The sequence below is a fragment of the Cellulosimicrobium sp. NPDC055967 genome, assembly GCF_042269845.1.
In the GTDB taxonomy this organism is placed as follows: domain Bacteria; phylum Actinomycetota; class Actinomycetes; order Actinomycetales; family Cellulomonadaceae; genus Cellulosimicrobium.
Window position 1 is genome coordinate 87,735 of sequence record NZ_JBHJYJ010000004.1, and the last position, 12,523, is coordinate 100,257.

A 12,523-nucleotide genomic window follows, 5' to 3' on the forward strand; every position below is an offset into this window, starting at 1 on the left:
CAAGACAGTGTCCGGCGACGGCTCCGGCGAGCCCGCCGTGACGGTGCGCGTCGTCGTCGCGCCCGTCTTCGGGACGAACTGCACGGTGCTGAGCGCCCCGGGCGGCGACTGCGTCGTGGTCGACGCCGGCGCGGGAGTGGCGGACGCCGTCGTCGCCTTCGTCGGGTCCGCAGGGCTCGTCCCGCGCGCCGTGCTCGCGACGCACGGGCACGTGGACCACACGTGGGACGCCGCGGCGCTCGCGGACCGGTTCGACGTGCCCGTCGTCCTGCACGCGGCCGACGCCTACCGGCTCGCCGACCCGTTCGGCAGCCTCGAGCACGGCTCGCCCACCGGCGACCGGGGCGCGCGCTCGCTCGTCTCCGGTCCGCTCGGCGCGGCCCTCGCCGCGGCCGGAGCCCGGCCGGAGGACTACCGCGAGCCGACCCGCGTGGAGACGTTCGACGTCGCGGCGGGCGAGGAGCGGGTGCTGCGCTGGGGGGACCTCGTGCTGCGCGCCGTCGGGGCCCCGGGGCACACCGAAGGGTCGACCCTCTACCTCGGGGGCGAGCCCGCGGCGGGGATCGTGCTCAGCGGCGACGTGCTCTTCGCGGGCTCGGTCGGCCGCACGGACCTGCCCGGCGGGGACGGCGCGACGATGGCCCGCACGCTGCGCGACGTCGTCGGGCGCCTCGACCCCGCGTGGGACGTGCTGCCGGGCCACGGGCCCGCGACCACGGTCGCGCGCGAGCTCGCGACCAACCCGTTCCTCGCGGCCTGACGTGCGCGGGCCGGCCCGTCCGTCGGCCGGGACGATGCGGACGACCGTGCCGGCGTCTGGGAAGATCTGACCCATGGCCAGGCCCACACCCCTCTCCGGTTTCCCCGAATGGCTCCCCGACGGTCGGATCGTCGAGCAGCACGTCCTCGACACCCTGCGCCGCGTGTTCGAGCTGCACGGGTTCGGCGGGATCGAGACGCGCGCGGTCGAGCCGCTCGACCAGCTCCTGCGCAAGGGCGAGACGTCCAAGGAGGTCTACGTCCTGCGGCGCCTGCAGGAGGAGGCCGGCGACGCCGACGACACCCGCCGGGACAAGGGCGACAAGCAGCTCGGCCTGCACTTCGACCTCACGGTCCCCTTCGCGCGCTACGTGCTGGAGAACGCCGGGCACCTCGCCTTCCCGTTCAAGCGCTACCAGATCCAGAAGGTGTGGCGCGGCGAGCGCCCCCAGGACGGGCGGTTCCGCGAGTTCACGCAGGCGGACATCGACGTCGTCGGCGCGGGCGAGCTGCCGTACCACTACGAGGTCGAGCTGCCGCTCGTCATGGCGGAGGCGCTCGGCGCGCTGCGCGACATCGGGGTGCCCGAGGTCCGCGTCCTGGTCAACAACCGCCGGGTCGCCGAGGGCTTCTACCGCGGTCTCGGGATCGACGCCGTGGACGAGGTCCTGCGCCAGATCGACAAGCTCGACAAGATCGGGCCGGAGAAGGTCGCCGGGCTCCTCGTCGCCGAGGCGGGCACCACCCCGGAGCAGGCCGAGGCGTGCCTCGCGCTCGCGGCGATCAGCGGGAGCGACACGGGCGTCGTCGACCGCGTGCGGGCGCTCGCGGCCGAGCACGGCGTGGAGAGCGACCTGCTCGAGACGGGTCTCGGTGAGCTCGGCGCGCTGGTCGAGGCGGCGAGCGTGCGCGCACCCGGCGTCGTCGTCGCGGACCTGAAGATCGCGCGCGGGCTCGACTACTACACGGGCTCGGTCTACGAGACCGTGCTCGTCGGGCACGAGCAGCTCGGGTCGATCTGCTCGGGCGGCCGGTACGACACGCTCGCGTCCGACGGCGCGAACACCTACCCCGGGGTCGGCCTGTCGATCGGCGTGTCCCGCCTCGTCTCGCGCCTGCTCTCGGCGGGCCTGGTCCGGGCGACGCGCTCCGTGCCGAGCGCCGTCGTCGTCGCGGTGACGAGCGAGGAGACGCGCGGTGCGTCCGACGCGGTCGCGACCGCCCTGCGGTCGCGGGGCGTCCCAGTCGAGGTCGCGCCCGCCGCCGCCAAGTTCGGCAAGCAGATCCGCTACGCCGACCGGCGCGGGATCCCGTTCGTCTGGTTCCCGGGGCGCGTCGAGGATGACGGGACGCGCTCGCCCGACCAGGTGAAGGACATCCGCTCGGGCGAGCAGGTGGACGCCGATGCCGCGACGTGGGCGCCGCCCGCCGAGGACCTGCACCCGCGGGTGGTGCCGGCGGGCGCCTGACGGACCGACCGGACGGCGTGCAGGGCGAGGGGAGACGACGTGGCGGACGCGGTCGAGCTCGCCCTGCCGTTCGCGGGCACGTGGCTCGTGCAGAACAGCCCGGCGCGGCGCGTCCCGAGCCACGGGACGCACCTGTTCGCCACCACCTACGCGATCGACTTCGTCGCGGTCCGCGGGCGCCGCACCGCGGACGTGCGCGACTGGCGCACCGTGCTCGGCACCGAGCCGCCCGAACGGTTCCTCGGCTTCGGCCTGCCCGTCCTCGCGCCCGGCGCGGGCACGGTCGTCGCGGCGCACGACGGCGAGCCCGACCACGAGGCCCGGCGCTCGCCGTTCGCGCTGCTCGGGTACGCGCTCACGCAGGCGTCCCGGGCGCGTGCCGGCCGCGCGGCGCTCGCGGGGAACCACGTGGTGGTCGCGCTCGACGTCCCGGGCGTGTTCGTGGTCCTGGCCCACCTGCGTCGGGGGTCGGTCGAGGTGCGCCCCGGGCAGCGGGTGACGACGGGCGACGTGGTGGGTCGGTGCGGGAACTCGGGGAACTCGACGCAGCCGCACGTGCACGTGCAGGCCATGGACGGTCCCGACGCGCACGCCGCGCGGGGCGTGCCGCTCGCGTTCCGCGCCTACCGCGAGCACGGGCGCGACGCGGGCGTCCGCGGCGTCGCGCTCGGGGTCCCGGGCGAGGGAACGGTCGTCGAGCCCGTGTGAGGCGGCTCGGCCGGTAGGTCGGCCCGGCGGGCTTGCCCGGGCGCGTCGACGGCGGTGTCGCCTCACGCGGTGAGCGCGCCGATCCCGGTCACCCACCCCCCGAGGACGCCCGCCGCGACCACCGCGCCGGCGACGGCCAGGACGGCGCCCGCCGCGACGACGTCGGGCACGCCGAGCGGGACGGGCCGCGAGGACGTCCGGGGGCCGCAGCCCAGCCCGCGCGACTCGAGCGCGACCGTCAGCCGCTCGGACCGGCGCACCGCCCCGACGAGCAGCGCGAAGGCGGCCGCGCCGAGCGACCGTGGCGACCGGGGGAGCCGGCCCGGCCGGCGCCGGGGGTCGCGGACCGCCTGGGCGCAGCGGATCGTGTGCCACGCGTCGGGGAGCTCGACGAGGAGCCGGTGCGCGGCGAGCACCGCGAACGTCCAGGTCGCGGGCAGGCGCGCGTGCTGGTGCAGGCTCGTCATGAGGCGCACGGGGTCGGTCGTCAGGACGAGCGCGAGGGACAGCGCGCCGACGAGCAGCGTGCGCAGCGCGAGCGCCGCGCCGATGGTCAGGCCGTCCGCGCCGACGGTGAACGGACCCAGCGGGACCGCGGCGCCCCCGGGCCGGGTGACGACGTTGACCACCAGGAGGCTCGTCGCGAACACCACGAACGGGACGTGGGCGAGCGCGAGGGTCCGGACGGGAACGCGTCCGAGCGTCAGCAGCGCGGCGACCGTGAGCACCCAGCCGGTCGCGGGCGTGACCGGGTCGGTGACGAGCAGCGCGGCCGTCGAGACGACGAGCACCGTCGCGAGCTTGACCGTCGGGTTCCACCGTTCGAGGGCCGTCGGGCGGTGACCGGTCACGGGGCGACCTCCGCGGCGACCGCGGCCGTGGGCGCGGGGAGTCTCGCGGTCCCGGGATCGGCGCCCGGCACGACGTCGCGCACGACGTCGTGCCGGGTGTCGCACGCGGCGTCGAGCGCACGGACGAGCGCGCCCGGGTCGAGGCCGCGACCGCGGCCCACGCGTGCCCACCAGTCGAGCAGCGGGGACCGGCGCAGGCCCGCGAGCGCGCACAGCGCGTCGTCGGCGAGGACCGTCGACGGCTCGGCGACCGTCGCGAGGGTGCCGCCGACGACCACGGCGACCCGGTCGGCGACCGCCGCGACGAGCGAGAGGTCGTGCGAGACGACGACCACCGCACCGCCCGCGTCGGCGCGCTCCCGCAGGACGCGGGCGACCGCGGCGGCCTGGGCCCGGTCCAGCCCGAACGTGGGCTCGTCGGCGAGGAGGACCGGCGGGTCCAGGACGGTCGCTGTCGCCAGGGACAGGCGCCGCTGCTCGCCGCCCGAGAGCCGGTACGGGTTCGCGTCGGCGAGGCGCGCGAGCCCGAACGCGGCGAGCTCCCGGTCGACGCGCGCGTCGACGTCGTCGAGGCGGGCGAGCCGCGCCGACCAGGCGACCTCCTCGCGCACCGTGCGGGCGACGAGCTGGTGCTCGGGGTCCTGGAACACCATCGCGACGGGCTCGCCGGTCGCGGTCGCGACCTCGCCCGTGGTGCGCTCGAGCCCGGCCATGCCGCGCAGGAGCGTCGACTTGCCGCCCCCGTTGGGCCCGACGACGGCGAGCACCTCGCCCGCGCGGACGTCGAGGTCCACGTCGCGCACGACGTCCGGGCCGCCGTGCCGGGACCGCCCCGCGCGGAGTCCGCCCCGATGGACGGCGAGGCCGCGGGCCCGGAGCGCCACGGGGCGCGCCGCGCCGGCCGGGGTCACGGCCGGGTCGGTGGTGGGGCGCGCGGGCGAGGACCGCGCGAGGTCGGCCAGCCAGTCGTCGGCCTCGGGGGAGCCGAGCGGCCCCGGGGCGCCCGCCTGCTCGAGGCGGACGGCGAGGGGCAGCCAGCACCCCAGCCCGGCGAGGTCGTGCGCGTGCTCGCGCAGGACGCGGTCGGTGGGGCCGTGCGCGACGACCCTGCCGTCGCGCCCGAGCACCAGGGTCGCGTCCGGCAGCGTGCCCAGGTCGTCCAGGCGGTGCTCGACGAGCACGACCGAGCGGTGCCGCGGCGCGGCGTCGTGACCGTCCCCGGGTCCGGGTCGGCGCGCGAGGCGGGCGACGAGGGCCCCGACGTCGTGGGCGGCGGCGGGGTCCAGCAGCGCGGTGGGCTCGTCGAGGACGAGGAGCTCCGGCTCGGCGACGAGCGCCGCGGCGACCGCGACGCGCTGGGCCTCGCCGCCCGACAGCGCGTGGGTCGGGCGGTCGTGCAGGTGCGCGGCGCCGACGGCGGTGAGCGCCGCGGTCGCGCGGGCGTCCATGCTGCGGGGGTCGGCACCGCGGTTCTCGAGCGCGAACCGCAGCTCCTCGTCCACTCGCGCCAGGCAGAGCTGGTCGCCGGGCCGCTGCTGGACGAGGCCGACGCGGGCGGCGAGCGCGGGCGGAGGCACCTCGCGCGGGTCGGCGCCGGTCACGCGGAGGCCGCCCAGGACGGCGCCCGGGAGGGTGTGCGGGACGACGCCGACGAGCGCGCGCAGGAAGGTCGACTTCCCGCACCCGGAGGGGCCGAGGACCAGCAGGCTCGTCCCGGCCGGGACGGTGACGTCGACGCCGTCGAGCACCCGGGTGCCGTGGTGCCCGAGGTGCACGGTCACGTCGGCGGCTGTGACAGCGTCGGGAACGTCGCGCGCGTGCGCGGTCACGTCAGCCACGTGCGCGGTCGCCTCACCCACGGCGGGCCGCGCCGATCGCGAACGCGTCGAGGGCGCCCGTGCGGGCGAGCGAGTCGCCGAGGAGGCGGGCCGCGAGGCCGCACAGCACGATGCACGACACGACCTGGATCCCGAGCCGGAGCATCGCGTAGTCCTGACCGAGCCAGCCGAAGCGCACGGCGTTGAACGCGAACGTGACGAGCGCGGCGCTCACGCCCGACGCGACGAACACCCACCAGCCGAACCGGCGGTAGCGCGTGAGCGCGAACGGCAGCTCGGCGCCGACGCCCTGGACCAGGCCCACGACGAGCAGCAGCGGCCCCGCGGGGGAGGCGAGGAAGACGACCTCGACGAGCGCGGCGAGGGTCTCGGCGAGGATGCCGACCCCCGGCTTGCGCACGATGTACGTGGCCAGGGGGCCGACGACGATCCACGCGCCCGCGAGGACGTTCGCGGCGAGGTCCGCGAGGGGGCCCATCGCGAGCTGGAGCGGGGCCCAGAGCTGGACGAACGCCCAGTACACGAACCCGAAGACGACGCCGAGGACGGCGATCAGCACCGTCTCGTGCAGCGTCAGCCCGCGACGTGGCGCGGGGCGCCCGGTCGGGCGGACCGCGGGACCGGGCGCCCCGCCGCCCGACACGCCGGGCGACACGCCGGCCGACCCGGCGGGCGGCTGGTCGGTGGGTACGGCGGCGCTCCGGGTCGCCTGCTGCGGGGTGGTGCGGGGCTCGGCCATGCGGGTTCCCTCCGTCGGGCCCCCGGGGCGAGGGGTGCACGACGGCGCGCCACCGCCGGGCCCGCGCGCACGGCACGGCGCGGGCGCGCGGGCACGAGCGCGCAGGGGACGGTGACGTCGGCCCTGCTCCCTTCGCTGGTACGAACCAGATCAGGTTCCACGGGTCTGCAGGAGGGACGGGTGTCCGGCCTGCACTCTCAGCGCTCGTGCGCTCCCCGGGGGCGTTCGGCCCGACCCTAGGCCCTCGGCGCGGCCCGGACAATCCCGGCGTCTCAGCCAGCGGGACGGGCCGTCGGGGCATGAGAGCGTGGCGGCATGACCACGGACAACGACCCTGCGGCGGTCGCCGAGCTCGACCGCCTCGACGAGGCCGTCCGGTCGGCGCCCGCCGGAGACACGACGGCGCAGATCGACCTCTGGCGGCAGGCGGCCCGGCTCGACACCTGGTTCTTCATCGCGCGCGGCCCCGAGGACCGGCCCCGCCCGTACGCGGTGGCCGCCGCCCAGGGGCCGATGATCTGCCTCTACAGCAGCGCCGGCCGCGCGAAGGAGGCCGCGCTGGCCCTCGGGCTCGCCGCAGAGGGCGACGCCGTGCCGCTCCTCGCGGTCCCGGTGCCGGCCGCGATCGACTACCTCGCCTCCTTCGGTGCGGCCGGCGTCGTCGGGGTGACGCTGGACCACCCGCGGATCGGGCACCACGTGCCGCTCGCGAACCTTTCCCTGCTCAAGGCGTGGGTCGCCGGGGACGCGGGGGTAGGCGTCGGGCGGGCGGCCGTCCCCGGGGCTTGACGTCGAATCGAACACCTGTTCGAATGTGCGGGTGAGGTGGGACGGACAGGCGCTCGGCGCGGACGACGGCGCTCTCCCGGGGCTGGAGCGGGCGGGCCTCGTGCGCAGCGTGCGCACGCCCGAGTTCGCGGGCATCACGTTCCACGAGGTGACGGCCAAGAGCGCGCTGTCGAAGGTCCCGGCGATGTCGCGCATGCCGTTCCGCTGGACGGTCAACCCGTACCGCGGCTGCAGCCACGCCTGCTCCTACTGCCTCGCGCCGTCGACGCCGGTGCTGCTCGCCGACGGCACGCAGCGGCCGATCGGCGAGCTGCGCGTCGGCGACGAGATCGTGGGGACCGCGCCGCACGGCGCCTACCGGCGCTACGTGCGCACGCGCGTGCTCGACCGCTGGACCACCCGCAAGCGCGCGTACCGCGTGACCCTCGCGGACGGCACGCGCCTCACGGCGAGCGGCGACCACCGGTTCCTCACCGAACGCGGCTGGCGTCACGTCGTCGGCGGGGCCGGGCGCCGCTCCCACCTGGCGCTGGGCGACGTCCTCCTCGGCCCGGGGGCGGCAGTGCTCGCGGACGGACGGGTCGCGCTCGAGGGCCGGGACGTCACGGGCGACGAGGCGCTGCGCGTCGACTCGCTCGAGGCGCTCGACGGGCCCGGGGAGGAGACCGAGCTCGTCGACATCACCACCGGGACGCGGGACTTCGTCGCCGCCGGGGTCGTGAGCCACAACTGCTTCGCCCGGCCCACCCACCAGTACCTCGACCTCGACGCGGGTGACGACTTCGACCGCGAGGTCGTGGTCAAGGTGAACGTCGACGAGGTGCTGCGCGCCGAGCTCGCCCGCGCGTCCTGGAGCCGCGAGCCCGTCGCGCTCGGCACGAACACGGACCCCTACCAGCGGGCCGAGGGGCGCTACCGCCTCATGCCGGGCATCATCGACGCGCTCGCGGGCTCCGGCACGCCGCTGTCGGTCCTGACCAAGGGCACGCTCCTGCGCCGCGACCTGCCGCTGCTCGCCGACGCCGCCTCGCGCGTCGAGGTGGGGATCGGCGTCTCGCTCGCGCTGCTGGACCCGGCTCTCCAGGCGAGCGTCGAACCGGGCACGCCCTCGCCGCGCGCACGCCTCGACCTGATCCGCGCGGTCCGCGAGGCGGGCCTGCCGTGCGGTGTCATGGTCGCGCCCGTGCTGCCGTGGCTCACCGACTCCACGCGCGCGCTGACCGACCTGCTCGACGCGGTCAAGGACGCGGGCGCGACGGGAGTGACGGTGCTGCCCCTGCACCTCAAGCCTGGCACGCGCGAGTGGTACCTGGATTGGCTCGCGCGCGAGCACCCGCAGCTCGTCCCCGGCTACGAGCGGGTCTACGCCCGTGGGGCGTACGCCTCGAAGGCGTACCGCTCCTGGCTGTGGGACCGCGTGCGCCCGATGCTCGAGGCGCGCGGCTTCGCGGTGTCCGGCCACCGCGGTCCCGCCGGCGTCGAGGGACGGTACCGCCGGGGCGAGCTCGGCGGTCTCGGCGACCGGCGCCGCGCGCCCGACCCGCCGACCGACGGTGCCTACCCGACCGGAAGCCTCGCCGGGGGCGCCCCGGAACGTTCCGACGGGCACGGGCACGACGGGGCGCTCGCGGGCATGCCGGTGGACGGCGGCGGGCTGGACGTCGTGGGCGGGGGAGTCGAGCAGGTGCTGTTCTGACTCCTGTGCGGTGGACGGCGGTGGCAGCCGGGCGACGGCGTCGGGTCAGGCGGGCCGGTCCGGGACGTCGCCGACGCGGACGATGTCCGTCCGCGCCACGGCCCGGTCGCGCACGGCTCCCAGCGCGACGCGCGCGGGGTCGGCCAGGTACGCGGCCAGCGCGTCGTCCCCCGGCATCTCGATGACCTGCACCTCGGTCGGCAGCGACGGGTCCTGACCGGGCAGCGTGCGCATGCGCGACAGCACGCGCCCGCCGTGCGCGGGCACGAGCGCGAGGACGTCGTCCTCGTACTCGCTCAGCAGGTCGGCGCTGCCCTCCGTGGGCCACAGCAACACGCACAGGGTGATCGGCACGACCGAACGGTACGCCGTGGTGCCCCGCGCCGCGCTCAGCCCTCCGCGAGACGCGCCGGGAAGCCGCCCGTCGCGACCGGGCCCCAGCGCGTGATCGTCAGGCGCACGAGCGACTTGCCCTGCGTCACCATGGCCTCGCGGTACTCGTCCCAGTCCGGGTGCTCGCCGCTGACGGAGCGGTAGTAGTCGACGAGCGGCTCGACCGACTCGGGCAGGTCGATCACCTCGGCCTCGCCGTCGACCTGTACCCACGGGTCCGAGAAGCGTTCGCCCAGCGAGAGCAGCGACGCGCGCGGGTCGCGACGCACGTTGGCCGCCTTGGCGCGCTCCGGGTACGTCGACACGACGACCCGGCCCGCGTCGTCGACCCCGTACGTGACCGGACTGAGCTGAGGCCGCCCGTCGGCGCGCGTCGTGACGAGGACGCCGTCGTGCCGGGACCGCAGGAACTGCTCGAGCTCGTCGCGCTCGACGCGCCGGTTCGTCGCGATGGTGCGTGCCACGATCACCCCTCCTCGTGCGGGCGGCGGGCCGGTCGGCGCACGCCGGTGCCGCCGGCCCGGACGCGCGACACGGTCGGCGCGCGGGTGGAGCGGCGGCACCGCCACGGTATCCGGTCGAGCACCGCGCCCGCCCGCACTAGACTCGTGCGGACGCGCGCCCGCCCCCGGGAGCGCCACCCCCACCGCCCACCTGGAAGGAATCCTCCGTGCTGCGCACCCGAACGGCCGGCTCACTGCGGGCCGAGCACACCGGTCAGACCGTCACCCTCACGGGCTGGGTCGACCGTCGGCGCGATCACGGAGGCGTGGCCTTCATCGACCTGCGGGACGCGTCCGGCATCGCCCAGGTCGTCATCCGCGACGAGGCCGTCGCGCACCCGCTGCGCAACGAGTTCGTCCTCCAGGTCACCGGCGAGGTCTCGCGCCGGCCCGACGGCAACGAGAACGCGGCCCTGCCCACGGGCGAGATCGAGGTCGTCGCGAGCGACGTCGTCGTGCTCAACACGTCCGAGGCGCTGCCGTTCCAGGTCTCCACGGCCCTCGCGGACACCGAGACGATCGGCGAGGAGGCGCGCCTCAAGCACCGCTACCTCGACCTGCGCCGCCCCGCCCCCGCGCACGCGCTGCGCCTGCGCGCCAAGGTCAACCAGGCCGCGCGCCGCGTGCTCGACGCGGAGGAGTTCGTCGAGATCGAGACGCCGACGCTCACGCGCTCGACTCCCGAGGGCGCGCGCGACTTCCTCGTGCCGGCACGCCTCGCGCCCGGCTCCTGGTATGCGCTGCCGCAGTCGCCGCAGCTCTTCAAGCAGCTCCTCATGGTCGCGGGCATGGAGCGCTACTACCAGATCGCGCGCTGCTACCGCGACGAGGACTTCCGCGCCGACCGGCAGCCCGAGTTCACGCAGCTCGACGTCGAGATGAGCTTCGTCGAGCAGGACGACGTCATCGCGCTCGCCGAGAAGATCCTCGTCGCGCTGTGGGAGCTCATCGGGTACACGATCCCGACCCCGATCCCGCGCATGACGTTCCACGACGCCATGCGCCTCTACGGGTCGGACAAGCCGGACCTGCGCTTCGGCAACCCGCTCGTCGAGCTGACGGACTACTTCAAGGACACGCCGTTCCGCGTGTTCCAGGCGGAGTACGTCGGCGCGGTCGTCATGGCGGGCGGGGCGTCGCAGCCGCGCCGCCAGTTCGACGCGTGGCAGGAGTGGGCCAAGCAGCGCGGTGCCCGCGGGCTCGCGTACGTCACGTTCCAGGAGGACGGGACGCTCGCCGGCCCGGTCGCCAAGAACCTGTCCGACGCCGAGCGCGAGGGCCTGCGCGACGTGACCGGCGCGCAGCCGGGCGACGCCGTGTTCTTCGCCGCGGGCAAGACGTCGGACTCGCGCGCGCTGCTCGGCGCCGCGCGCCAGGAGATCGCGAAGCGCACGGGTCAGATCGACGAGGACGCGTGGGCGTTCGTCTGGGTCGTCGACGCGCCGCTCTTCAAGCCGACCGGCGAGGACGACGACGTCGATCTCGGCAACTCTGCCTGGACCGCCGTGCACCACGCGTTCACGTCGCCCACGCCCGACTGGGTCGACACGTTCGAGCAGAACCCGGGCGAGGCGCTCGCGTACGCGTACGACATCGTCTGCAACGGGAACGAGATCGGCGGCGGCTCGATCCGTATCCACCGCCGCGACGTGCAGGAGCGCGTGTTCGAGGTCATGGGCATCGGGCCGGAGGAGGCGCAGGAGAAGTTCGGCTTCCTCCTCGACGCGTTCAAGTTCGGCGCGCCCCCGCACGGCGGGATCGCGTTCGGCTGGGACCGCATCGTCGCGCTGCTGACGAAGTCGGACTCGATCCGCGACGTCATCGCGTTCCCGAAGTCGGGCGGCGGGTTCGACCCGCTGACGCAGGCGCCCGCGCCGATCACGCCCGAGCAGCGCAAGGAGGCGGGCGTCGACGCGAAGCCCGCCGCACCGAAGAGCGACGCGGGAGAGCCGACGCCGGAGGCATGACGACCCGCACCGCGCGCGAGGGCGCGCCGACCCGCGACGACCGGGTCGGCGCGCCCTCGCGCGTCGTACCGAGCCTGGGGCGCTGGGCGGACCACCCGGTCGTCCGTGCGGAGCGGGACGGCTGGGACGTCCTCGACGCCGTGGAGCGCGACGACGCGCTCGTCGTGCGACGCGTGTTCGACGCGGGGTCCGCCGCGCTGTGGGGCCTCGGCACGCCGACGGGGGTCGCGCACCTCCTCCTCGACCGGCCGGACCTGGCCGCCGGGGTGGTGCGGTCGTCGCTCCCGCGCGGGACGACGACGGCCGCGGCCGCCCTCGGCGGTCGCACCGGTCGTGCGGTCCCCGACCACCTGCGCACGGAGCCCGTCTCGCGCTGGGACTGGTTCACCGCGACGGCCGACCCGCTCGTCCAGCCGGGGGAGCAGCGGGTGGTGGCGCTCGACGGGGAGGAGGGCCGGTCTCGCGTGCGCGCCGCGCTCGACGTGGCGAACCCCTCGGCGGAGCTCGACCCGTCCGAGCCCGGGACCCGCTGGTGGGGCTGGCGGGACGAGACGGGGACGGTCCGCAGCGTCGCGGGTGCGCGGCGCCCGGGGCCGGGCATCCCGTGGGCGCTCGGCGGGGTCGCCACGGAACCCACGGCGCGTGGCCGGGGTGCGGCCCGAGCCGTCGTGGCGGTCACGACGCGGGCGTGCCGGCGGGACGAGGGGATCGTCGTGCTCGGCATGTACGCCGACAACGACGCCGCCCGCCGCGTCTACGCCGCGCTCGGGTTCGTCGTGACGCAGGAGTTCGAGTCGCGCCGCTGACGGCG

General features: G+C 76.2%; 12 protein-coding genes and 1 riboswitch. Of the genes, 7 read left to right on the forward strand and 5 right to left on the reverse strand.

The window, feature by feature from the left end; all coding sequences use genetic code 11:
- Window positions 1-7 precede the first annotated feature (7 nt).
- The 3 genes from ACFC2L_RS07050 (at window position 8) to ACFC2L_RS07060 (ending at window position 2,936) form a co-directional block, all read left to right on the forward strand.
- A complete protein-coding gene (locus tag ACFC2L_RS07050) occupies window positions 8-760 on the forward strand; it encodes an MBL fold metallo-hydrolase (protein ID WP_375823565.1) in 753 nt (250 codons plus the stop codon).
- Between the two features lie 73 nt (window positions 761-833).
- Window positions 834-2,228 (forward strand): histidine--tRNA ligase, encoded by a 1,395-nt coding sequence (gene hisS / locus ACFC2L_RS07055; protein WP_375823566.1) that lies wholly within the window; start codon window positions 834-836, stop codon window positions 2,226-2,228.
- 39 nt (window positions 2,229-2,267) lie between these two features.
- Window positions 2,268-2,936: a peptidoglycan DD-metalloendopeptidase family protein gene (locus tag ACFC2L_RS07060; RefSeq protein WP_375823567.1), complete on the forward strand. Its 669-nt coding sequence runs from the start codon at window positions 2,268-2,270 to the stop codon at window positions 2,934-2,936.
- Window positions 2,937-2,998: 62 nt separating this feature from the next.
- On the opposite strand, the gene ACFC2L_RS07065 is transcribed toward ACFC2L_RS07060, so the two are convergent.
- Genes ACFC2L_RS07065 through ACFC2L_RS07075 form a run of 3 tightly spaced genes read right to left on the reverse strand, consistent with a single transcriptional unit; the run spans window position 2,999 to window position 6,364 of the window.
- Window positions 2,999-3,787: an energy-coupling factor transporter transmembrane component T family protein gene (locus tag ACFC2L_RS07065; RefSeq protein WP_375823568.1), complete on the reverse strand. Its 789-nt coding sequence runs from the start codon at window positions 3,785-3,787 to the stop codon at window positions 2,999-3,001.
- Window positions 3,784-5,625, reverse strand: a complete 1,842-nt coding sequence (locus ACFC2L_RS07070; RefSeq protein ID WP_375823569.1) for an ABC transporter ATP-binding protein — start codon at window positions 5,623-5,625, stop codon at window positions 3,784-3,786. The genes ACFC2L_RS07065 and ACFC2L_RS07070 overlap by 4 nt, the downstream gene beginning before the upstream one ends.
- Before the next feature lie 13 nt (window positions 5,626-5,638).
- Window positions 5,639-6,364 (reverse strand): ECF transporter S component, encoded by a 726-nt coding sequence (locus ACFC2L_RS07075; protein ID WP_375823570.1) that lies wholly within the window; start codon window positions 6,362-6,364, stop codon window positions 5,639-5,641.
- Window positions 6,365-6,472: 108 nt separating this feature from the next.
- Window positions 6,473-6,592: riboswitch (TPP riboswitch) on the reverse strand.
- A gap of 87 nt (window positions 6,593-6,679) precedes the next feature.
- Here ACFC2L_RS07075 and ACFC2L_RS07080 point away from each other — a divergent pair.
- Entirely contained in the window at window positions 6,680-7,153 is a 474-nt protein-coding gene (locus tag ACFC2L_RS07080) for a hypothetical protein (protein ID WP_375823571.1), read from the forward strand.
- Between the two features lie 31 nt (window positions 7,154-7,184).
- Complete coding sequence (locus tag ACFC2L_RS07085; RefSeq protein ID WP_375823572.1) at window positions 7,185-8,849, forward strand: Rv2578c family radical SAM protein; 1,665 nt, start codon at window positions 7,185-7,187, stop codon at window positions 8,847-8,849.
- Window positions 8,850-8,894: 45 nt separating this feature from the next.
- On the opposite strand, the gene ACFC2L_RS07090 is transcribed toward ACFC2L_RS07085, so the two are convergent.
- Entirely contained in the window at window positions 8,895-9,203 is a 309-nt protein-coding gene (locus ACFC2L_RS07090) for a hypothetical protein (RefSeq protein WP_375823573.1), read from the reverse strand.
- 35 nt (window positions 9,204-9,238) lie between these two features.
- Window positions 9,239-9,706, reverse strand: coding sequence for a PPOX class F420-dependent oxidoreductase (locus ACFC2L_RS07095; protein WP_375823574.1), 468 nt, complete (start codon window positions 9,704-9,706; stop codon window positions 9,239-9,241).
- Between the two features lie 206 nt (window positions 9,707-9,912).
- Between ACFC2L_RS07095 and aspS the strand changes: the two genes are divergently transcribed.
- Both aspS and ACFC2L_RS07105 read left to right on the forward strand, forming a co-directional pair.
- Window positions 9,913-11,712, forward strand: coding sequence for an aspartate--tRNA ligase (gene aspS / locus ACFC2L_RS07100; protein WP_375823575.1), 1,800 nt, complete (start codon window positions 9,913-9,915; stop codon window positions 11,710-11,712).
- Entirely contained in the window at window positions 11,709-12,518 is an 810-nt protein-coding gene (locus tag ACFC2L_RS07105) for a GNAT family N-acetyltransferase (RefSeq protein ID WP_375823576.1), read from the forward strand. The genes aspS and ACFC2L_RS07105 overlap by 4 nt, the downstream gene beginning before the upstream one ends.
- Window positions 12,519-12,523: the final 5 nt, after the last annotated feature.

Bases quoted from the DNA above. Each gene is read 5' to 3' on its own strand.
- hisS (WP_375823566.1), top strand. From the start codon at position 834: ATGGCCAGGCCCACACCCCTCTCCGGTTTCCCCGAATGGCTCCCCGAC.
- ACFC2L_RS07080 (WP_375823571.1), top strand. From the start codon at position 6,680: ATGACCACGGACAACGACCCTGCGGCGGTCGCCGAGCTCGACCGCCTC.
- ACFC2L_RS07075 (WP_375823570.1), bottom strand. From the start codon at position 6,364: ATGGCCGAGCCCCGCACCACCCCGCAGCAGGCGACCCGGAGCGCCGCC.
- ACFC2L_RS07105 (WP_375823576.1), top strand. From the start codon at position 11,709: ATGACGACCCGCACCGCGCGCGAGGGCGCGCCGACCCGCGACGACCGG.